Annotated in this window: 19 protein-coding genes and 1 tRNA gene; 4 read left to right on the plus strand and 16 right to left on the minus strand. The window is 68.1% G+C overall.

What is annotated here, in order from left to right; genetic code table 11:
• Window positions 1–43: 43 nt before the first annotated feature.
• Window positions 44–922: a LysR family transcriptional regulator gene (locus M3190_RS14820; protein ID WP_251583403.1), complete on the minus strand. Its 879-nt coding sequence runs from the start codon at window positions 920–922 to the stop codon at window positions 44–46.
• A gap of 69 nt (window positions 923–991) precedes the next feature.
• On the opposite strand from M3190_RS14820, the gene M3190_RS14825 reads away from it, so the two are divergent.
• From M3190_RS14825 to M3190_RS14835, 3 genes are all read left to right on the plus strand, one after another.
• Window positions 992–2,164 (plus strand): MFS transporter, encoded by a 1,173-nt coding sequence (locus M3190_RS14825; RefSeq protein ID WP_251583405.1) that lies wholly within the window; start codon window positions 992–994, stop codon window positions 2,162–2,164.
• A gap of 28 nt (window positions 2,165–2,192) precedes the next feature.
• Window positions 2,193–2,480 carry a hypothetical protein gene (locus M3190_RS14830; RefSeq protein ID WP_251583406.1) on the plus strand — a complete coding sequence of 96 codons (288 nt, stop codon included), beginning with the start codon at window positions 2,193–2,195 and terminating at the stop codon, window positions 2,478–2,480.
• A 65-nt stretch (window positions 2,481–2,545) separates the two neighbouring features.
• Window positions 2,546–2,619 (plus strand) — tRNA-Gly (locus M3190_RS14835).
• A 192-nt stretch (window positions 2,620–2,811) separates the two neighbouring features.
• Here the strand turns inward: M3190_RS14835 and M3190_RS14840 are convergent.
• The 5 genes from M3190_RS14840 to M3190_RS14860 all read right to left on the minus strand — a co-directional run bounded on the left by M3190_RS14840 (window position 2,812) and on the right by M3190_RS14860 (window position 8,598).
• On the minus strand, window positions 2,812–3,132 hold the full coding sequence (locus M3190_RS14840) for a hypothetical protein (protein ID WP_251583407.1): 321 nt from the start codon (window positions 3,130–3,132) through the stop codon (window positions 2,812–2,814).
• A 12-nt stretch (window positions 3,133–3,144) separates the two neighbouring features.
• Window positions 3,145–5,412 (minus strand): alpha-L-rhamnosidase, encoded by a 2,268-nt coding sequence (locus M3190_RS14845; RefSeq protein WP_251583408.1) that lies wholly within the window; start codon window positions 5,410–5,412, stop codon window positions 3,145–3,147.
• Between the two features lie 2 nt (window positions 5,413–5,414).
• Window positions 5,415–6,254, minus strand: a complete 840-nt coding sequence (locus M3190_RS14850; RefSeq protein ID WP_251583409.1) for a carbohydrate ABC transporter permease — start codon at window positions 6,252–6,254, stop codon at window positions 5,415–5,417.
• On the minus strand, window positions 6,251–7,186 hold the full coding sequence (locus tag M3190_RS14855; protein WP_439958041.1) for a carbohydrate ABC transporter permease: 936 nt from the start codon (window positions 7,184–7,186) through the stop codon (window positions 6,251–6,253). Before M3190_RS14855 ends, M3190_RS14850 begins: the two co-directional genes overlap by 4 nt.
• An 89-nt stretch (window positions 7,187–7,275) precedes the next feature.
• The gene (locus tag M3190_RS14860; protein WP_251583410.1) at window positions 7,276–8,598 is read right to left on the minus strand and encodes an ABC transporter substrate-binding protein; all 1,323 of its coding nucleotides are present in this window, start codon (window positions 8,596–8,598) and stop codon (window positions 7,276–7,278) included.
• A 168-nt stretch (window positions 8,599–8,766) separates the two neighbouring features.
• On the opposite strand from M3190_RS14860, the gene M3190_RS14865 reads away from it, so the two are divergent.
• Complete coding sequence (locus M3190_RS14865) at window positions 8,767–9,810, plus strand: LacI family DNA-binding transcriptional regulator (protein ID WP_251583411.1); 1,044 nt, start codon at window positions 8,767–8,769, stop codon at window positions 9,808–9,810.
• Window positions 9,811–9,998: 188 nt separating this feature from the next.
• Here the strand turns inward: M3190_RS14865 and M3190_RS14870 are convergent, their stop codons facing one another.
• The 10 genes from M3190_RS14870 to M3190_RS14915 form a co-directional block, all read right to left on the minus strand.
• Window positions 9,999–11,297, minus strand: coding sequence for an alpha-amylase family protein (locus M3190_RS14870; RefSeq protein WP_251583412.1), 1,299 nt, complete (start codon window positions 11,295–11,297; stop codon window positions 9,999–10,001).
• Window positions 11,298–11,425: 128 nt separating this feature from the next.
• Complete coding sequence (locus M3190_RS14875; RefSeq protein ID WP_251583414.1) at window positions 11,426–11,596, minus strand: DUF1345 domain-containing protein; 171 nt, start codon at window positions 11,594–11,596, stop codon at window positions 11,426–11,428.
• Window positions 11,597–11,721: 125 nt separating this feature from the next.
• A complete protein-coding gene (locus tag M3190_RS14880; RefSeq protein WP_251583416.1) occupies window positions 11,722–12,576 on the minus strand; it encodes a sulfurtransferase in 855 nt (284 codons plus the stop codon).
• Window positions 12,577–12,687: 111 nt separating this feature from the next.
• Window positions 12,688–14,076 carry an NtaA/DmoA family FMN-dependent monooxygenase gene (locus M3190_RS14885; RefSeq protein ID WP_251583421.1) on the minus strand — a complete coding sequence of 463 codons (1,389 nt, stop codon included), beginning with the start codon at window positions 14,074–14,076 and terminating at the stop codon, window positions 12,688–12,690.
• A gap of 22 nt (window positions 14,077–14,098) precedes the next feature.
• Window positions 14,099–15,292 carry an acyl-CoA dehydrogenase family protein gene (locus M3190_RS14890; protein ID WP_251583427.1) on the minus strand — a complete coding sequence of 398 codons (1,194 nt, stop codon included), beginning with the start codon at window positions 15,290–15,292 and terminating at the stop codon, window positions 14,099–14,101.
• Complete coding sequence (locus M3190_RS14895) at window positions 15,289–16,302, minus strand: aldo/keto reductase (RefSeq protein WP_251583429.1); 1,014 nt, start codon at window positions 16,300–16,302, stop codon at window positions 15,289–15,291. Before M3190_RS14895 ends, M3190_RS14890 begins: the two co-directional genes overlap by 4 nt.
• Window positions 16,299–17,468, minus strand: coding sequence for an acyl-CoA dehydrogenase family protein (locus M3190_RS14900; protein WP_251583431.1), 1,170 nt, complete (start codon window positions 17,466–17,468; stop codon window positions 16,299–16,301). The genes M3190_RS14895 and M3190_RS14900 overlap by 4 nt, the downstream gene beginning before the upstream one ends.
• The gene (locus M3190_RS14905; protein WP_251583433.1) at window positions 17,465–18,130 is read right to left on the minus strand and encodes a methionine ABC transporter permease; all 666 of its coding nucleotides are present in this window, start codon (window positions 18,128–18,130) and stop codon (window positions 17,465–17,467) included. The genes M3190_RS14900 and M3190_RS14905 overlap by 4 nt, the downstream gene beginning before the upstream one ends.
• Window positions 18,123–19,172, minus strand: a complete 1,050-nt coding sequence (locus tag M3190_RS14910) for a methionine ABC transporter ATP-binding protein (protein ID WP_251583437.1) — start codon at window positions 19,170–19,172, stop codon at window positions 18,123–18,125. Before M3190_RS14910 ends, M3190_RS14905 begins: the two co-directional genes overlap by 8 nt.
• Before the next feature lie 81 nt (window positions 19,173–19,253).
• Window positions 19,254–20,243 (minus strand): MetQ/NlpA family ABC transporter substrate-binding protein, encoded by a 990-nt coding sequence (locus tag M3190_RS14915; RefSeq protein WP_251583441.1) that lies wholly within the window; start codon window positions 20,241–20,243, stop codon window positions 19,254–19,256.
• Between the last annotated feature and the right edge of the window lie 96 nt (window positions 20,244–20,339).

Consider the following 20,339-nt stretch of genomic DNA (forward strand, 5'->3'; position numbering starts at 1 on the left):
CGTCGCATCCGCTCCTTCGATTCTGCCGCCGCGGGCGGTGCGCTCATGCGCGCGAGATATCGATGAGCACCTGCAGCACGTCGTCGACGGCCGGCGGACGGGTCGCCGGATGGAAGACGGCGCCCATGTCGCGGACGGCGCGCGGGTCGTCGATCGGACGCTGGACGCAGCCGTCGAGCGGATGCGGCACCTCCGGTCCCACCGCGATGCCGAGGCCCGCTGCGACGAGGCCATGCAGGGTGCGCAGGTCGTCGCCCTCGAACGCGATCCGCAGCTCGGCGTCCTCGGCCGCGAAGAGCTGCTCGAGCGTGCGGCGCAGTCCGTAGCCCGGCTTGAGGGTGACGTGGGTCTCGGCGACGACGTCGGCGAGCGTGACCCGCCGGGCGTTCGCGAGGCGGTGATCGGCCGGCACGACGGCGACGAGCGGCTCGTCGTAGAGGTGGACGGATGCGTTACCACCGGCGGCCGCCCCCGAGACGATGGCGAGGTCGGTGCGCCCCGAGGCGAGCTCGGCGAGACACCCGTCGCGCGCGCCCTGCCAGAGCCGGATGCGGATGTCGGGCCGTTCCTCGCGGAGGCGCCGCACGAGTCGGGGCACCAGATTCTCGCCGAGTGAGTTCTGGAAGGCGAGCGACACGGTGGCGCGCGCCTCGTCGAGCGAGTCGATCGCATCCTGCGCAGCGCGGAGCGCGACCCGGACGCCGGGCAGCATGCGCCGGGCTGCCGAAGTGAGCCGGATGCCGCGGCCCTCAGGGGCGACGAGTGCGACGCCGAGCTCAGCCTCGAGGTGACGGAGCGCGCGGCTCACGCTCGGCTGCGCAACGCCCAAGGCCTGCGCCGCGCGGGTGACGTGCTCGTCGCGTCCGAGGGCGTCGAGCAGAGGTAGATGCGGGAGCAGCGCGAGGACGCGGTCCGGATTCATGCGCTGATGTTATCGCTGCGCCGGTATCGGTATTGGAAGTGAATGAGAAGGATGCCTACCGTTGAGTGAGTGACGACCCTCGACATCCCGACCGCGACCGCCGCACCCCGCAGGCTGGGCGCGGCGATGTGGACGACGGGGATCGCGACGTTCGGCGTTCTCTACGCCCCGCAGGGCCTGCTGACCGGAATCGCCGAGACCTACGGGCTGACGGCCGCGGACGCGTCGTGGGTCGTGTCCTCCGCCACGCTGGGGCTCGCGCTCGCGATCGTGCCGTGGGCGCTCGCCGCCGACCGCTTCGGCCGTCGACGGATGCTGCAGGTCGCGGCGGTGGCCGCGGCCGCCATCGCGGTGACGTCGCCGCTGCTGCCGGGGTTCGCCGGGCTGCTCGCGGGCCGGTTCCTGCTCGGGGCGGCGCTCGGCGGCATCCCCGCCCTCGCGATCGCGTATCTGCACGAAGCCGCCGGCCCGCACCGCGCCGGGGTCGCCGCGGGAGCGTACGTGGCGGCGACGAGCGTCGGCGGTCTCGCGGGACGACTCGTGGCGGCTCCCTTCGGTGAGCTCGTCGGCTGGCGTCTGTCGCTCGAGCTGCTGGGCGTGCTCGCTGCAGCGCTCACGATCCTCTTCGCGATACTGCTGCCCCCGACCGCCCCCCACCGTGGCATACCGCTGCGGACGAGCCTGCGGACGCTGCTGCGTCAGGCGATCAATGTGCGGGCGCTCCCGCTCTACGGGATCGGGGCGATGGTCGTCGGGGCGATGGTCGCCGTATTCAACGCGATCGGCTTCCGACTCGAGGCGGCGCCGTACTTCCTCAGCGCGACGGCGGTCTCGCTCGTGTTCCTGACCTACCTGTCGGGCACGGTGACCTCGCGCCTGTCGGGCGCCCTCGTCCACCGGTGGGGCACGCGGATGCCGCTCGTCGCCGGGGGCGTGCTGATGGCCGTCGGCGCCGCGGTCACGATCGCGCCGCCTGTGCCGGTCATCGTCGGCGGCATCCTGCTCATCACGGCCGGGATGTTCCTCGCTCACGCGACCGCCAACGCGGCGACGGCGCGGGCAGGCGGATCGGGTCGGCAGCACGCGGTCGCGCTCTACAGCGTCGCCTACTACGTGGGGTCGAGCGTGCTCGGCACCGTCGGGGCCGTGGCCTGGACGGCGGGCGGGTGGCTCGCGCTGGCGGGTCTCGTCGCGGTCCTGGGCGTGCTCGTGGCGATCTCATCGCTCGCCGTGCGTGACTGACGCGGACGGCGCCGATAGGGTGCGGGGCATGAACAGATACGGGGAATTCGCAGGACTCGGTGTCGGCCTGGTCATCCTCATGATCGTGCTGTACGTGGGCTTCTTGGCCCTCCTGATCTGGGTGGGTTACCTCATCCAGCGGACGGCGGTGAAGAACGGGATGCTGCGGGCGATGCAGGAGAGCGGCATGACCTTCGCCCCGCGGCCCGGACCGCCCTACCCGGGCGGCGGGTACCCCGGCGGCCAGCCACCGCACCCCGGGCAGCCGCCCGCTCCCCCGCAGGGACCGGGCAACCCGCCTCCGTCGACGGACTGAGCACCCGCGCCGTCGAACGGAAGGCTCCCGGTCTTGCTAGGCTTGCCGGGTGCCTCCGGGCGCACGGGGCTGTAGTTCAATGGCAGAACTTCTGCTTCCCAAGCAGACAGCGCGGGTTCGATTCCCGTCAGCCCCTCCACTCGCGCCTCTCGCGTAGGACGTCACGTCCTGCTCCATCCCGGCTCCGTCGATCGCTTCGAACATCCGGTGGGCCGTGCGCCGTCCGAGCTGCGGGAGGTACGGCTCACCTTCGGACGGCGTCATTCACGTCCGCGTCACCGAGTCGCCAAACGCTCCGTGGACGGGGCGGTGACCTGTCCGCGGTATGTGATCACGGCGAGGGCGACTTGGCTGTGAGGAACACGCAGAGGTCGACGGCTCCGGCGAGTTCTGCCACGAGACCGTGAAGCTCAGCGGCCGTCAGGGCTGTCTCGTCGTGCTGCGGTTCGAAGACGACGCGCCAGCACGGGTCTCCGGCCGTGGGCGGCCGCAGGTAGACGGTGGTCGTGGCGTTACGCAGCGGAACCACCACAAGGCCGCCGTCGTCACCATAAGAGCTGTCCTGCACGACGACGCGCGCGGTAGCGCCCTCTTGCAGCATCCGGAACTCGTCGAGCCAGCGCTCGAGGGTGGCTCGGCTACGGAATGGCACGACGTCCCCGTGTTAGATCTGGCGGACTCGGCTCAAGGCGGACGGAGACACCTGCGCTGTGAAGCTGTGGCGCCCCCCGCGCACTTCTAGCTCGATCTCACCCATTCGGATGTCTGCGACGATGCCTTCGGGCACAGTCGCATCGAGTTCGACGGAGTCTGCCATCCGGCGCCAAGACACGGCGATCTCACCGTGCGGCGTGTCGATCGAGGTCGACACGTGATCGACGCCGTCGATCGGCTGAGGTGCGATGAGCACCCGCGCATACCCCGCCTGCGTCGGCTCGAGACCTCCGAGTACGCGATGCATCCAGTCTGCGACTGCCCCCAGCGCATAGTGATTGAAGGACGTCATCTCGCCGGGGTTGATGCTTCCGTCGGGCAGCATCGAGTCCCACCGCTCCCACACGGTCGTGGCACCCATCGTCACCGGGTACAGCCAGGACGGGCATTCGCGCTGGAGGAGCAGTCGGCCAGCGGTCGCGATGTGGCCGGTGCTGCTGAGCGCATCCAGAATGTACGGCGTCCCTGCGAAGCCCGTCGAGATGCGGTGCCCGGACGACTCGACGAGTTCGGCCAGGCGGGCACCCGCCCACGTGCGCTCCTCCTCGTCGAGGAGCCCGAAGACGATCGCCAGGGCATACGAGGTCTCGACATCGTTTCGGAGTCGGCGGTTCCCCACATCGACATAGGACCTTCCGAACGCGGCACGCGTCCGATCGCGCAGCGATTCGAGCTCGCCGACGACGTCCGAACGGCCGATGACATCGGCAGCTTCTCGCGCAAGGCTCGCAGATCGATAGAGGCAGGCCGTCGCAACGAGCGCCCGGTCTGCCTTCGCGGCGGCCGGATCCTCCGGCGGCGCGTCGGGGTCGAGCCAGTCGCCGAACTGGAACCCGCGGTCCCACAGACCGGACTCGGACACCAGCTCCGCGACATGCCGCAGGTGCGCGAGCATGCCGTCGAACGTTTCGCGCAGCACGCGATCGTCGCCGGTCGCCATCCACACCGCCCACGGCACCCAGACGATCGCGTCGCTCCAGATGGCTGTCGAGTCGACAGGGGTGATGTCCTCTGGCACCCCGACGTACTTCAGCACGTCCGGCACGACGTAGGGAACGATGCCACCATGGTGCTCCTGCTCGAGGAGGACGTCGCGAAGCCAGTCGCGCAGGAAACCCTCGACGTCGAACAATCGGGCACTCGTGGCTGCGAACACCGCGATGTCGCCCGTCCAGCCCAGACGCTCATCCCGCTGCGGGCAATCGGTCGGCAGACCGACGAAGTTGCCGAGCGTACTGGAGACGACATTCTCATGCAGGCGGTTCAGAAGCGGCTCCGAGCTCGAGAACCGACCGATCCGACGCATCCGCGAACTGATGCGGACAGCGCGGATCCCGCCCCGGCGAATCGCCTCCAGCCCACCGGGCCAGCCGTCGACCTCGGCGTAGCGAAAGCCGTGGAAGGTGAAAGTCGGCTCGAACACGTCATGACCGCCCGACAGGATGAATCGATCCGTCGCCTGCGCCGAGCGCAACGGGCGAACGGCGATCTCCCCGTGTTCGAGGACCTCCGAGTGCCGGATCGTGACGGTCTCTCCGCGCGCACCGGCGAGCTCCGCCCGGACCCAGCCGACGATGTTCTCACCGAAGTCGACGATGACCCGGCCGCTCGGGGACGCGAACACCCGCACAGGTTCAAGCATCCCCACGCGAGCCACGGGCGGACCGACGTACGACTCGAACCCGATCTCCCCGGCGTCGATCTCCTCGACGGGGCCAGAATCGGCCGCGACACCTCGACGGCGGGCGTCGATGGTCTGACCGTTGTACAGATCGTCAGAGAGAGTCTCACCTACACGTGCCGACCACGTCGCGTCCGTCCCCCACACCTGCACATGGCCGTCCGCATACTCGACGGTCAGTTCGGCGATCGCGGCGAGGCGGTCACCGTACACACCAGTGGACCCCGTCCACGTCAAGCCGCCGCGGTACCACCCGTTGCCGAGGGTCAGTTCGAGGGTCGAGCGGGGAGCGAGGAGGCGCGTCACGTCGGCTTCGGCGACGCGCACCCGCCATTCATAGCTCGACCACCCGGGCGTCAGAACGTCCTCGGACACGGGCGCGCCGTTCAGGACGGCGTCGACGAGGCCAAGCGCCGAATAGCGGAGCACCGCGCGGACGACGGCGCCGCGCTCGGATTCGAGGGAGAAGTCACCGACCAGGGTGGGTGCGCCGTCGGGGGCGGTCGAGGGGGCGATCAGACGAGAGGTGGTGAACACGGTCAGCCCTTGATTGCGCCACTGGTCATGCCCGCCACGATCTGGCGGTTGAAAAAGACGTACATGACGAGCGGGGGAATGGTGATGAGCAGGATGTCGGCGAACAGCAGATTGAACTGACCGGCACTTGTCGAGCTCGACGCATACGCGTACAAGGTGAGCTGAACGGTGGCATTGGCGTCGCCCGGGAGGAAGTACAGCGGGTTCGCGAAGTCGTTGAACACCGCGACCGCCTGCACCACGATGACGGTGATGACGACCGGCTTGAGCAGGGGTAGCACGATCCGGAAGAACAACCGCACGGGCCCGGCGCCGTCGATGACGGCTGCCTCGTCGAGCTCCCGCGGGATTGTCGCGACGAATGCGCGGAACAGCAGGATGCAGAACGAGAGGCCGAACGTCGCCTCGATGAGGATCAGCCCGCCGAGGGTCTTGAACAAGCCCAGTCCCTGCAGCACCCAGATCGTCGGGACGACGGCGGGCGGGACGATGAGTCCGGCGAGCACGAAGAAGTTGATGAGGGGATTCCACCGCGACGCCTTGCGCTGCAGGACGTACCCCACCATGGCGGCGAGGACGACCATGATCGCGACACTCGCGACCGTCAACACGATGCTGTTGACGAACGCGCGGACGAGGATGCCGTCCCGATCGGCGAGCACCGCCGCGATGTTGTCCCACAGCTTCCACTCCGAAGGCCACGCGAACGAAAGAGCGGATGCCTCGGGGGCGGTCTTTGCGGCGGTGATGAGGATGAAGGCGAACGGGACGAGGAACACCACGATCGAGACGGCAATCGCGGTGGTTCCGACGGTCCATCGCCGTACGGCCGTGCGGGTCATGCGTCGACGCCCCTCTTGTTGATGAAGATCGAGATCGGGATCATGGCGGCAGTCACGACGAGGAAGAGCACGACGTTGCCAGCCGTCGACAGGCCGTAGAACCCGGCCTGGTACTGCTTGTAGATGACCGAGGCGATGACATCAGAGCTGAACCCGGGGCCGCCCTTCGTGGTCGCCCAGATGAGGTCGAAGGAACGCAGACCCCCGATAAGCGACAGGATGACCACGGTCCCGGTCGCCGGCCACGACAGGGGGAAGGTGACGTTGCGGAAGACTTTCCAGCCGTTGGCGCCGTCCATGCGCGCTGCCTCGAAATACTCCTGGGGGATGGCCACGATTCCGGCGATGTAGATGAGGGTCGCGATGCCGAGGCCCTTCCACACATCAACGAGCGCAACACTGATCAAAGCGAGATTCGGGTCCGTGAGCCACCCGGGTCCTTCGATCCCGAGTATCGACAGCGCACCGTTGACGACGCCGTCGAAGGGGTCGAGGAGGACCTTGAAGGTCAGACCGACGCCGATGGTGGACACCAGGACGGGGAAGAACGTGACAGCCCGCAGATACCCGCGGCCGATGATCTCAGACGTCAACAGCACCGCGAGCCCGAGTCCGAGTACCACCTTGGCGAGGCTCGTGATCACCGCATAGACGAGGGTGTTGCTGAACGCCTGCGACAGCTGGGGGTCGGAGAAGAACTGGACGAAGTTGCCGAGCCCGATGAACTGGACGTCGAACAGGGACCAGCGCGTGAGGCTGAAATAGAACGACGCGAATGTGGGAACAGCGAACAGGACCACGTACAGGGCCGCCGCCGGGATGTAGAACCAGGACGGGTACATGCTGCGTCTGCCGCGCGGGTGAGAATCGCGTGAGCGCACGGGCGGCGTGCGCCGCATCCGCCTGTCGACGGCGGGCACTGTCGCGGTCATGAATGACTCCTTCGTAAGTGGGGGATGCGGGGCTGAGGGTCGAGGAGACCGATCTCAGCCCCGCAAGAAGGCCCGCGGAGGGCGGATCCTTACCAGCCAGACAAGCCGAGCTGCTGCGCCTGCTTCTTCACGTCCTCGTCGTAGGCGGCGGCGCCGTCCTTCGCGGAGGAGATGCCGGAGCCGACGCTGATCGCGATGTTCTCGAGGTTGGGTCCCTTGACCGGCGAAAGGAACTCGAGAGCGGGAGCGCTCTTGCCGTCGGTCACGTAGGACTGGATCTCGGCCACCATCGGTGCCGCGTCATCCGGAACGGAGCAGGAGCTGATGGAGAAGGGTCCGCCGGCGACGAAGTTGTCGTTCTGGATCGCGCACCCCTCGTCGGAGTTGATGAACGCGACGAACTCCTTCGCCGCCTCGAGCTTCGCGCCTTCGACGGTCCTGGGGATGTACACCGCACTTGGCTCCCACACGGTGAGGGTCGTGTCGGCCGCCTCATCAGCGGGCATCGCGAAGAAGCCGATGTCGGCGACGGAGTCGGGGTTGCTCTGGGCGATGTTCGTCAGGACGGCGCTGGAGAGCATGGGGTACATGGCGGCCGCGCCGGTGGCGAGGGCTGCCGACCCGTCCGCGGCGGTCGCAGTGGCGAAGTCCTCGTTGAACAGGCCCTCGTCGAACGCCTGCTGCAGGTGGGTGAACCCCGCCAACGCGGGCTCGTCGGCGAACTTCGCCTTGTTGGCCGTGAACTCCTCGGCCCAGTCCGGGTCCTGGGCGTACACGTTCCCGAGGTCGGCAAGCAGGAACAGCTGGGACGTCCAGCTGTCGCCGTAGGTCTGCTCGATCGGGGTGATCCCTGCCGCCTTGATCTTCTTCGCCGCATCAACGAGCGAGGACCAGTCGGTCGGAACATCGATGCCGAGGTCGCCGAAGACCTTCTTGTTGTAGGCGATGCCGCCCGCCATCGAGGTGCCGAGGGGTGCGCCGTACGTACCGCCGTCCGTCGAGACGACAGTGGCGAAGTTGTCGGTCACATTCGACACCCACGCCTGGTCGCTGAGGTCTGCGAGCGCCTGGTCGGGATTCAGCGCCTGGAAGAGCGAGCCGGTGTTGTAGAAGAACACATCATCCATCTCACCGGTGGAGAGCTGCGTCTTCACGAGGTTGTCTCCCTCGGTGCCACCGGGGCGTGTGTTGAGGGTGACGGTCACATCAGGGTTCGCCTTCTCGAAGGCTGCGATGAGCGCGTTGCCGACGGCGATCGAGTCTTCGCCGTTGGTCGTGAGATACGAGATCTCGACCTTGCCGTCCGAGCCGGCACCTCCGGCGGAACCGGAGCAGCCCGCCAAGGCGATCGCGCCGAGGACGAATCCGGACACGACGATCGCGGTCCGCCGGGGGGTGATGGATGAGGACACTGCTTACCTCCTTGTAAGGGCTGGGTTCGGGATCGCCCAGATGGTGACGACTGTAGATCGGTCTACGTTGTGTATAACGATCTACACGGTCGCGGAGACAGAATATGCGGATTGGCGCCCTGTCGTCAACCGATCTACATTTGGTTCACGCCACCTCGAAGGAGCACCGTGACGGAAGCAACACCCGCCGACGCGCGCGGGCCTCGGCCGTCGACCATCGGTGACGTCGCTGCCCTGGCCGGCGTCTCGCGAGCAGCGGTCTCGAAGGTCATCCGGAACGCCTACGGCGTCAGTGACGCGATGCGCGAACGCGTCACTGCGGCGATCGACGAGCTGGGCTACCGACCGCGCGTCGCCGCCCGAGCCATGCGCGGGTCCACCTCGACGATCGGCGTGCAGCTACCGCAGCTCGACAACGGCTTCTTCACGCGGATCCTCAACGGAGTCATGGGTGCGCTCCACGACTCGGACTATCACTTGATCATTGCCCCCATGACGGATGCCGTCGGTGGTGTCGCTGCAATCGAGAGCCTCTACGATCGCCAGGTCGACGGCATCATCGCGGTTGCTCCGGCCGTCCCGCAGGAGTGGCTGGAGGGCGTCGGACGCCGCGTGCCACTCGTGCAGATCGGTCAACACGACGACCCCGACCACTACGACGTCGTGGTCGGGGACGACGACCTCGGGGCGCGACTGGTGATGGAGCATCTGTTCTCACTGGGTCATGAGCGGATCGCCCACGTCACGAACGATGAACGCATCCTCGTCGAGGCCGCCACCGATCCTCATCCGCGCCGCTTGCGGGTGTATGAGTCGATGATGCGAGAGCGCGGGCTCGTCCCCGATGTGATCCGCGTCGCGCCGCCCGATGCGGACGCGTCTCGCGCACTGGATGCTCTCCTCGATCGGGACGTCCGTCCCACGGCACTGTTCGCGGGCCACGACGCGCTCGCGCTATCCGCCCTCCGCGCCGCCGCCGAGAGGGCCCTCACGAACGCTGAGTTCGCGATCGTGGGCTATGACGACATCCCGCTCGCCGAGCACCCACTTCTGAGCCTGAGTACCGTTGATCAGTCGGGCGAAGAGATGGGGGCGACGGCAGCACGGATGCTGATCGAGCGCATCCGCGGACGAGAGGTAGCCCTGAAGCAGGTCTTCACCCCACGGCTTCGCGTGCGAGCCAGCAGCGGCGCTGATCATCAGCATCGCTGATCCGCGCGAGAGCGGATCTCTCGCTCCCCCGCCGCCGCGATGCTCGAGGCGCTTCGCAGCTTTCCACATCCCGCAGTGACTGCAGAACTCGGGTGGTGCCGGCGGCGGGACCCTTGCCGACCGCATTGATCACGGTCGCGCAGACCTACCGTGCCGTCACCATCCCGGACAAGTCCTCCGCGTCAAGCTCACCTGCCGAGGACGGCCCACCCGCGCGGAGACAGCGAGAGAGTCGCGCCATGCAGTGCGGCGCCCTCCCCGGCGAGCACCGCGGACGCATCCGCCGCCGGGAGGATCACGTCCTCGTCGGTGATGTTCAACGCGGTCACGATCGCCTCCGCCGATGTGGCGGTTCTCAGCACGATCGTGCCGTTCGCCATGTGGACGGTATCGGTGTGCGCGCGGGTGAGCCATGGATGGCGCCGCCGGAGTGCGATGAGCCGTTGTGTGAGAGACAGCATCCGCTCCGCAGCCGGATCGAGCTGCTCGCGTGGCGTCGGCGCCTCGGGCATCTCGGGTCGCACGGCGTCGTCACCGCCCAGTCGCGCCTCCTTGATCCCCGTCGCGCCGTACTCGTCTCCTGCGTAGACAGCCGGCGTGCCCGCGACGGTGAAGAGCACCGCGAGAGCGTGGGGCACAAAATCGGGCCCCACGGCTGAGGCGATGCGGGTGACGTCGTGGTTACCGACGAAGGTGTACGGCACGAAACCGGCGAGAAGGTCGTTGTTCCGGCCTATCGCGTGCTGCAGTTCGAAGAGGTTGTCGTCCGCGATGCCGTGCCAGATGCCCTGCCACAACTCGTACTGCGTCACCGTATCCATCGTCGACTCGGTCACGATGTGCGCATAGTCGCCGTGGATGACCTCGCCGAGGAACCAGGCATGCGGATGCCGCTCACGGACGGCAGGAAGCACCCGCGCCCAGAACGCCCTCGGCACGCTGTAGGCGGCGTCCAAGCGCCAGCCATCGATGCCGCGCTCGAGCCAGTGATCCATCACGTCGACGACGAGGGCGACGACCGCGTCGGACGAGTGGTCCAGCGTGACGAGGGCCTCGTGCCCCTCGAAGACTTCCACCGAACCGTTCGCGCCGACACGGAACAGGTCAGACGAGCCGGTCGTGAGCGCTTCGTGGAACGCAGGGTGCTCACGGCCGACGTGGTTGAAGACACCGTCGAGCACCACGCGGATGCCGCGCTCGTGTGCCGCGGCGAGAAGCCGATCGACGTCGGCGTCGTCACCCAGCCGCGGGTCGATGCGGAAGTAGTCGATGGTGTCGTATCCGTGGGTGCTGCTGGCGAAGATGGGCCCGAGGACGACTCCATTGAGCCCGAGCTCCACGACGTGGTCGAGCCATGCCTCGATGCGGGTGAGGCGATGCGTCGTCGCCTGCCCGCCCCTGCGCTCGCGGATCGGTGCGCCCGTGAACCCCAGCGGATACACGTGCCACCACATCGCCGAGTCAGCCCATTCCCGTTCGCGGTGCATACATCGACCGTACGCAGAGCCCGGGATCCTGCGTGTGCCCTACCTCCCCGAGCTCCTCTCTGCTATCCGTCGGTCCGACGCACGGAACGGACCGTCGCGAGGGGCGGTCCGTTCCGTGCGCGGAGCGGTCAGGGCTCGGCCGGCCACGCGGCCGTCCACGACCAGACGAGGAAGCTGGTGGCCGCCACCGCCCATCCGATCAGCGGAGCGAGCTCAGGCGCTCCCGCGGCGAGGGGAATGACGGACATCGCCGCTCCCGCACCAGCTGACGCAGCGGCCTTGACAGCGATGTGTGACATGAGCGCTCCTCAGCAGTTCCGAACACGACAGGCTCGGACCCTGACAGCGGCGTGAGAGGCGTGCGGAGCCCCTTGACGGCGAGAGGTTTCGCGTCTCCGTCCCGGTCAGACCACGGCTTCCGCGGTCACGCCGCCACGATGACGTCGGCGGGGGTTCGCCCGATGGCGATCGGACGCCCCGGTGACCTGCTCCACTGGCTCCACCCGCCGGGATAGAGCTGCGGCCGATAGCCCGCCGACTCGAACGCGAGCGCCGAATGGGCAGAAGCGATCCCGTTGTTGCAGTAGACGGTGACGGGGACACCCGGCTCCAGACCGTGGGACCTCAGGGTCTCACGGATGCGGTCCGGTGGCAGGAGGCGCCCGCGCGAGTCGATGTGGGTCACTGTGGGGATGTTGATGGCACCCGGAATGTGACCGGCGTCGGCCTCGAGGCCGCTGACCTGACCTCGATACTGCTGCGGCGCGCGGACGTCGACGAGCGATCCCGGCCGGTCGGCGCTCGCGACCTCGTCGATCGAGACGGTGTGGAGGTGCGACGCACCCAGGCTCACACCCCCCGGAGCCGAGCTGTGATCACCGCGTGCGAGGCGATTCCCCGAGTACAGCCATGCCGGAAAACCGCCGTCGAGGAGCCGGACGAGCACTCCGTGACCTCGGAGAAGCCACCACGCACGCGCGGCTGCCACTCCGTCGTTGTCGTCGTAGACGACCACGCGGTCACCGTCGTTGAGACCCCAGCGACGTGCCGTCTGCTCGAGCTGCGCGGTGTCCGGCAGCGGGTAGCGGCCCTCCTCCGGGTGTCCGAGTCGGGAGAGCTCGCGCTCGAGATCCACGTACACGGCGCCAGGGATGTGGCTGCTCAAGTACGCCGGACGACCCTCGGGCTCGTTCAGACGCCACCGCACGTCCAGCAGACGCAGGGGCGCACCGGAGGCCAGCTCGGTGGCGAGTTCCTCAGCAGTGACCAGGTGAGACATCCTCCCATCGTCCAGGCGTCGCGCTGACCCGGAACGGGCGTGTGAAACACGAGGTAGAGGTTCGTCACATTCATTCACACGCGCGGCCGACCGAGGTCTTCGCGCGCTTTCTCAGCCGAAGAGAGGCGGCACCGGGACGGTCAAGTTCGCCCCACCGCGATAGCGCGTGGCGATGTGATTCTCGGGCAGCCGTGGTCCCCGACCGAACAGCCGCTCCCGCAGCGTCGGTCCGCCCTCGAGCAACCGCCCCCGCGCGCGCAGCTCGGGGACGACGAGCTCGGCGAAGTCGCGAGCCGTGTCGAAGGAGTGGTACTGGCGCAGGTTGATCCCGTCGATGCCGTCCTCGTCCAGCCACCGTTCGATCTCGTCGGCGACCACGCGCGGCGTCCCGGCGACGAAGAATCGGCCTTCCCGTCCACCGGCGATCCCGTCGATGAGCTGACCGATCGTGGTGTCGGGGGCGGCGGTCGGTACCGCCTTCTCGGGGATCCCGGCCTGCGCGAGGGCGTCACGAACGAGGGTCTCCCTGGGGAACACCGTCGGATCGAAGGGGAATCCGGAGTGGGCGAGGATGCCGTCGAGGCTGCTCTGCTCGCGATAGGTGCGCCACTTGTCCGACGCCTCCTCCTCCGTGCGTCCCACGACGACACCCGCCTGAACGATGAACTTGAGGTCGTCCGCCGTGCGCCCGTGACGCGCGGCGGCATCCGTCATCCGCTCGGCGTTCTGGACGAAGTCCGCGGTCGTCCTTCCCCCGGTGAAGACCAGCTCAGCGTGACGACCGGCGAATGCGATCCCGGCCGGTGACCCCGTGGCCTGGTAGAGGACGGGGGTGCGCTGCGGGGAAGGCTGACTGAGGTGGGGACCGGCGACACGGAAGTTTTCGCCGACATGGTCGATGTAGCGGACCTTCGAGGGATCGGTGTATGTCTTCCCCGCCGCGTCGGCGATGACCGCGCCGTCATCCCACGAGCCCTCCCAGAGCTTGTACACGACGTCGAGGAACTCGTCGGCGATGGCGTAGCGACGGTCGTGCGGGATCTCCTCGGCGAGGCCGAAGTTGCGCGCCGCGTTCGGGAGGTAGGACGTGACGATGTTCCACCCGACGCGCCCGTGGGTGAGGTGATCGAGGGTCGACATGCGACGCGCGAAGGCGAACGGCGGCTCGTAGCTCGTCGAGAACGTGACTCCGAAGCCGAGCCGCTCGGTGACCGCGGCCATGGCGGGGATGACGAGGAGCGGGTCGTTCGACGGGATCTGCAGCCCTTCGCGGATGGCCGTCTCCGGGCCACCGCGGAAGACGTCGTACGCACCGACGACGTCAGCCAGGAAGATGCCGTCGAACCCGCCGTGCTCGAGGATCTGGGCCAGCTCGAGCCAGTAGGAGATGTCGTTGAAACGGTGCCGGTTGTTGCCCGGCAAGGTCCACAGTCCATGGGTGATGTGGCTCACCGTGTTCATCTCGAACAGATTCAGGATGAGCTTCTTGGGCTCGGTCATTCTGTGCCTTTCCGGGTCTTCGTCACGCCTCACCTGTGCTCCACCATCCCGGGACGGGAACGTCGTTGAGGAGCAGATCGCCGAGGGCTCGGGCTTTGAAGGGCGCGGGATTGTGGGACGCGATCGTTCGGGCATTACGCCAGTGCCTGTCGAGGGCGAGCCGCGTGTCGACCGCGCTCGCGCCACCCACCTCGAAGAGGAGGGTGGCGGCTTCGAGGACCGACGGAAGGACGACGAGCTGTGCACGAGTGGTGGATGCCTCCACAGGCTCGATGATCGCACGGAGCGGCTCCCCCGAGACCCCGCTCCGCTGCGCCGTCGTCGACTCGTCCAGGCCCGCGGCGGCGGCGGCGAGCGCCGAGTCGGCGGCGAATGCGAGAGCGGACAGTCTGCCGACGGTTTCCTGCACGATCGGGTCTTCGCGGGCCGTGGCCGCCGAGCCGTGGCTGAAGGTCCGGGTGCGGGTCTGCACGAACTGGACGGCGTCGTCGACGATCGCCCGACCGATGCCCGCGACCGTCGCGAGCAGGACCAGTTGCACGAAGGCTCCGCCGTGTGACGGTCCGCCCGGGAGTCGGCGCGAGACGGCATCCTCCGTCACCGTGACAGCACGGAAGACCGTCGTACCGCTGCCGGTCATGCGCTGACCGAAGCCTGTCCAATCGTCGATGACCTCGACGCCCGCGGCGTTCGTGGGGACCAGAGCCGACACGAGAGCCCCGTCGTCATCTTGGGCGGCGACGGAGACGAGGTCCGCGAACAGGGTGCCGGTGCTGTAGTACTTCGTGCCGTCCAGCACGAGTCCGTCCGGCGAGTCGCTGAGCGTCGTGGCCAGAGTCCCCACCTTCGCGGCCGACCGTTCATGACTGGCGTTGCCGACGATCGCGCCCGACGAGATCAGTTCGAGGCGGCGGGTGCGCTGCGGTGACGGCGCCGCGAGGACGGTGCGATCGACGAAGGAGAAGTGCGAACGGAACAGCTGCGCGAGGTTCGGGTCCCGACGGGCGAGCTCGGCGAGGAGCTCGAAGAGAACGGACGGCGGCTCACCTCCACCGCCGTACTCCTCGGGAAGCGTCACTTTCGTGAAGCCGGCCTCGCGCAGCGCTGACACCTCGGCGTGCGGAAGCCGCCGGTCGCGTTCGCGGGTGACGGCCTCCCGGCCCACCTCGTCGAAGACGGCGCTGAACCTCCGGACGGCATCGCTGGTGCGACTCATGCGCCAGCGGTCCGCTCGCGCCCCTGCGAGATCGTGAGCGGATCGCGCGCCCGATCCCCTTGCACCAGCGCCGCGAGGCGATCGAGCTCTACGACCGTGTCGGTGGACGGGCGGTACCCGAGCGCGGAGATGTTCTCCCGGACCCGGTCGGCGCGACGCGTGCCGGGAATCGCCGCGAGCGCCACACCGAGCGCATCCGCCCGGCCGTACAGCCAGGCCAATGCGAGCTGAGCCGGGCTCACTCCCTCGGCATCTGCGAGTCGCCGCACCGTATCGACGATCACCCCGTTGGAGCGGAGGCGCTCCGCGTCGAACCTCGGGAAGTTGCGACGGCTGTCGGACGAATCGGGCGGCGAATCCGTGCTGACGGCACCGGTCAGGAAACCTCGCCCGAGCGGCGAGTAGGCGACGAAGCCCACTCCCCTGTCCACTGCCGCAGGGATGACGTGATCCTCGACGTCCCTGCTCCAGATCGACCATTCACTCTGCACGGCCGCGATGGGGTGCACGGTGTGAGCACGCGCGAGCTCCGCAGCCGTCGCCTCACTCAGGCCGATGTGGCCGATCAGTCCGTCATCGACGAGCTCTGCCATCGCGCCCACGGTGTCCTCGATCGGCACCCGGGGGTCGACCCGGTGGTAGTAGTACAGGTCGATGCGTTCCACACCGAGCCTCCGGAGGCTCCGGCGCGCGGCCGCACGGACGTAGGGCTTGTCTCCGCGGACCCGCAGACCGTCGGCATCCGGGTCGGCAAGGAACCCGAACTTCGACGCGAGGACGACTTCGTCCCGCCGGGCACGGACCACACGTCCGACCAGTTCTTCGTTCGCGCCGTTGCCGTAGATGTCGGCGGTGTCGATGAGGGATGCCCCTGCGTCGATGGCGGCGTGAAGGGTGGCGATCGACTCCTGTTCATCCGCCGGCCCGTAGGCGTGTGTGAGCGACATCGTCCCGAAGCCCTGGGCAGGAACGATGAGCCCATCGCCGAGCGTGATCGAGGGAAGGGTCATCGGGATGCCTCCGAGCGGTCCGCGGCGGGCGCCCGCCAGTCGGGGAGGTCGCCGGTCAGAGCGAACTGCCCGAGCGCACGGGTCCGCTGGATGACCGGGTTGTGGGACGCGATCGTGCGGACGTTGCGCCAGTGCCGATCAAGGGCGTAGGCGTTGCCGACCGCCGAGGCTCCGCCGACCTCGAACAGCCGGGTCGTCGCATCCAGCACGAGCCGAGGGACGAGCTCCTGCAGTCGGAACACGTCGAATTGGATGTCGCGCATGCGCTCGACGCTGGCGCGCGACTCCGAGGCGTCCTCGAGGTCGGCGGCGACCGACAGCACCAGTCGTCGCGCGGTCGCTGCGGCGACGCTGAGTTCGCCCACCACGAGCTGGACCAGCGGATCCTCCCGGGGCAGGGTCTCGCCGGCGAACCCGAAGGTGCGACGGCGCGGCGTCACGAAGGCGACGGTGTCGTCGAGAGCGCGCTGCGCGATTCCTGCGATGACGGCGATGAGCGCCAGCTGGAGAACCGACCCGAGGTGATGCCACCGCGCACCGGCGGGATCACCGGAGGGCGGAACGATGCCGTCCTCGCCGACCGGTACCCGGTCGAAGACGGTGGTGCCGCTGCCGGTGAGCACCTGACCGAAACCGTCCCAATCATCGGTCGAACGCACTCCGTCGTGGTGCGCCGACACCGTGACGGCGACCCGCTCGTCGCCGTCCAGCGCCGCCAGATGGATCCAGTCGGCATAGATGCTGCCGGTCGTGTAGTACTTCGTGCCCGACAGGACGGGCGATCCAGCGGACCGGTCGATGCGGGTTTCGAGCCGAGCGGTGTCGTGACGCTCCGACTGGGCGTTGCCGACGAAGTCGCCCGCGAGGACACGCGCGAACCACGGTGCCGCGACGGCCGCAGGCTGCTGTCGAAGCGACTCCACGAAGGCGATGTGACCGCGCCAGACATGGCCCAGACTCGCGTCGGCGCTGGCGAGACGGATGAGGCGGGCGAACAGCGCCTCGAGGCGCAGGGGCGACCCGCCGAAGGCCTCCGGCACCCTCCACGCGCCGAAGCCGATCTCACGCAGCTCGGCGAGTTCTACCGTCAGCAGACAGCGCTCGCGCTCCCGGCGTGCGGCGTCAGGGGCGACGCGGGCCACGAACTCGTCGAAGTCCAGGGTCATCGGTGCATCACCTTCCGAGCCACCGCATTGCCGAGAATTTGCGCCGCCTGGACGAGGGCGATGAGGACGAGGACGACGATCGCCACGGAGATCCAGTCGAAGCGCTGGTACCCGTAGTTCATCGCGAGCGACCCGAGCCCGCCTCCCCCGAGGACGCCTGCCACCGCCGTCGCGTCGACGAGCGCGACGAGGATGTAGGTCAGTCCCAGCGTCAGAGGGCCGAGCGCCTCCGGCACCACGATGGAGAACAGCACGCGCGCAGGGCTCGCCCCCATCGCCGCGCCGGCCTCGATCGACCCGGGGCTGACCGCGACCAGGTTCGACTCCGAGACGCGGGCGATGGCGACGCACGCCACGATGATGAGCGGGATCGTCTGCGGCAGCGGACCCAGCCCCGTTCCGAAGATGACGCGCGTGAGCGGGATGACCGCGATGGCGACGATGAGGAACGGGATCGGACGGACGACGTTGATCACGAAGTTGAGCACACCGAAGACGAAGCGGTTCTGCAGCAGATTGCCCGGACGGCTCGCATAGAGCAGGAGTCCCAACAGGACTCCGATGACGGCAGCGCCGGCGAAGGCGACAGTCACCATGAGGCCGGTCTCGCCGATGGCATGCCACAGCCGCGGGAAGAAGGCATCGGGGTCGAAGTCACGCATGAGACACCTCCGGTACGCGTGCGTCGAGCGCGGTGACGGAAGTGGTCCGCCGCAGTCCGGCGATCGCGGCATCCACCGCCTCATCGGCGCCGATCAGCTCGACGGTCAGACTGCCGAACAGGCGCCCTTGCAGCTCGTCGACGCCTCCGAAGACGACGTTGAAGTCGACGCCGTGGTCGCGGGCCACCTGGGAGAGGAACGGATGATTGGTGTCCCGGTCCTCGACGTGCAGCTGCACGAGTCGGCCGTGGTGGACGGCGCGGATCTTCTCGAGCGCGTCGGGCGACGGGATGTGGTGCAGGACGGATGAGACGAATCGTCGAGTCGTCGGATGCTGCGGCGCGGAGAAGACGTCGTAGACGCTGCCGTGCTCCACGACCTCACCGTCCTCCATGACGGCCACCTTGTCGGCGATCTCGCGGATCACGTCGATCTCGTGGGTCACGAGCAGGATCGTGACGCCGTACTCCTCGTTGACTCTGCGGAGGAGGTCGAGGACCTCACCGGTGGTCTGGGGGTCCAGGGCACTGGTCGCCTCGTCGGAGATGAGGACGTCGGGACGGGTGGCGAGAGCACGGGCGATGCCGACGCGCTGCTTCTGTCCGCCGGAGAGCTGCGACGGGTAGGACAGCGCTTTGTCCGTGAGCCCGACGAAGCGCAGGAGCTCCTCGACGCGGTCCAGCGTCTCGTCCGCGGAGAGGCCCGCGAGCCGCAAGGGGTAGGCGATGTTCTTGTAGACGTTCCGCGATTCCAGCAGGTTGAACTGCTGGAACACCATGCCGATGCTCTGGCGCGCGGCGTACAGCGCCTTGCCCTGCAGGGCGGAGATCTCCCGCCCGTCGACGACGACGCGGCCGCTGGTGGGTCGCTCGAGCGCATTGACGGTACGCAGAAGGGTGGACTTGCCGGCGCCGGAGAATCCGACGATGCCGAAGATCTCGCCCTTCTCCACAGTCAGGCTGACGTCATTCAGGGCGGTGAAGGTGCGCCCCTTCACCGTGAAGGACTTGGAGACGTTCTCGAACGATATGGCGGTGCTCATGGCTGCTCTTCTCCGGTCGAAGGGGGTCGCGGCGGACGAGTGTCCACCACGACCCCGAGAGGGATGTCGCGGGCGGCGGGCCTATACGGAGCCTGCCTGCTCCTCGAGATCGGCCAGCTTCGCGCGGAGCTTCTCGATGGGCACGTCGACCAGAACAGTCGTATCGGCGTTCTCCGCCACATTCGCCTCGGCGACGCGGTCGTCCGCGTAGACCTCCTTGAGGATCGCCCACGCCGGGTCGTCCTTGTTGTCGTCGCGGGTGGCGATGACGTTCACGTAGGGGAGGTTCTGCTCGGAGAGCGAGTCGTCGAGGAACAGTGCGTCATCGGTCGTGATGCCCTGGCTGGGGTCGAAGTACGAGGTGCCCACGACCACCGCCGCAAGGCTCGGGTCGTCGAACTGCTGCGCGATCGACGTGGCGGCGATCTCCACGAACTGGAGGTTCTTCGGGTTCCCGGTCACGTCGTCGGTCGAGGGGAAGTCGCCCTTGTCGTCCGAGAGCTCGATCAGGCCCGCTGCTTCGAGGATGTTCAGCGCGCGACCGCCGTTGGACGGGTCGTCCGGAATGGCGATCTTCGCGCCGTCGGGCACGTCCTCGACCGCGTCCAGGGAGGCCGAGAAGATGCCCCACTGCGTGATGAGGGTGGAGAAGACAGGAGTCAGGTCCTCGTTGTTCTCGGCGTTGAACGCGCTCAGGTAGAGGATGTGCTGGAAGGCGTTGGCGTCGACCGTACCGGCCGCGAGCTCGGTGTTCGGAAGCACCCAGTCCTGCACGTTGACCCATTCGATGTCGAGGCCCTTCTCGGCCGCGACCTCCTTGATCGTGTCCTGGAACGGGCTGTCCTCGGACACGGCGATCTTGACGCTGATGGGCTCCGCCGCAGCTGCGGGCTCACCGGCTGCGCCGGCAGCCGGAGCGCGGAACGCGGTGGTGGCGAACACGACGCCGCCCACGATGGCGGCGACGGCGACCACTCCGATGGCGACGGAGAGCACGACGCGAGTGCGCTTCTTCTCTCCGGCGACCGCTGTCCGGAGGTCGTTCTGTGGGTGCTGGGGCTGGTCGGACATGGTGCGGCGTTCCTTCGTGCGAGCTGTGGGTGTGTGGCTGAGACACATTCCTAACCCGCGGGGCACCGGCCCGTCCGGTGCGGGACGTTCCGTGAC

It is taken from the genome of Microbacterium oleivorans (genome assembly GCF_023715745.1).
GTDB classification, from domain to species: Bacteria; Actinomycetota; Actinomycetes; order Actinomycetales; family Microbacteriaceae; genus Microbacterium; species Microbacterium oleivorans_D.

Coding starts and splice junctions, on each gene's coding strand:
- M3190_RS14820 (WP_251583403.1), bottom strand. CDS start 922: ATGAATCCGGACCGCGTCCTCGCGCTGCTCCCGCATCTACCTCTGCTC.
- M3190_RS14830 (WP_251583406.1), top strand. CDS start 2,193: ATGAACAGATACGGGGAATTCGCAGGACTCGGTGTCGGCCTGGTCATC.
- M3190_RS14850 (WP_251583409.1), bottom strand. CDS start 6,254: ATGACCCGCACGGCCGTACGGCGATGGACCGTCGGAACCACCGCGATT.
- M3190_RS14855 (WP_439958041.1), bottom strand. CDS start 7,186: ATGACCGCGACAGTGCCCGCCGTCGACAGGCGGATGCGGCGCACGCCG.
- M3190_RS14870 (WP_251583412.1), bottom strand. CDS start 11,297: ATGCACCGCGAACGGGAATGGGCTGACTCGGCGATGTGGTGGCACGTG.
- M3190_RS14875 (WP_251583414.1), bottom strand. CDS start 11,596: ATGTCACACATCGCTGTCAAGGCCGCTGCGTCAGCTGGTGCGGGAGCG.
- M3190_RS14880 (WP_251583416.1), bottom strand. CDS start 12,576: ATGTCTCACCTGGTCACTGCTGAGGAACTCGCCACCGAGCTGGCCTCC.
- M3190_RS14885 (WP_251583421.1), bottom strand. CDS start 14,076: ATGACCGAGCCCAAGAAGCTCATCCTGAATCTGTTCGAGATGAACACG.
- M3190_RS14890 (WP_251583427.1), bottom strand. CDS start 15,292: ATGAGTCGCACCAGCGATGCCGTCCGGAGGTTCAGCGCCGTCTTCGAC.
- M3190_RS14895 (WP_251583429.1), bottom strand. CDS start 16,302: ATGACCCTTCCCTCGATCACGCTCGGCGATGGGCTCATCGTTCCTGCC.
- M3190_RS14900 (WP_251583431.1), bottom strand. CDS start 17,468: ATGACCCTGGACTTCGACGAGTTCGTGGCCCGCGTCGCCCCTGACGCC.
- M3190_RS14905 (WP_251583433.1), bottom strand. CDS start 18,130: ATGCGTGACTTCGACCCCGATGCCTTCTTCCCGCGGCTGTGGCATGCC.
- M3190_RS14910 (WP_251583437.1), bottom strand. CDS start 19,172: ATGAGCACCGCCATATCGTTCGAGAACGTCTCCAAGTCCTTCACGGTG.
- M3190_RS14915 (WP_251583441.1), bottom strand. CDS start 20,243: ATGTCCGACCAGCCCCAGCACCCACAGAACGACCTCCGGACAGCGGTC.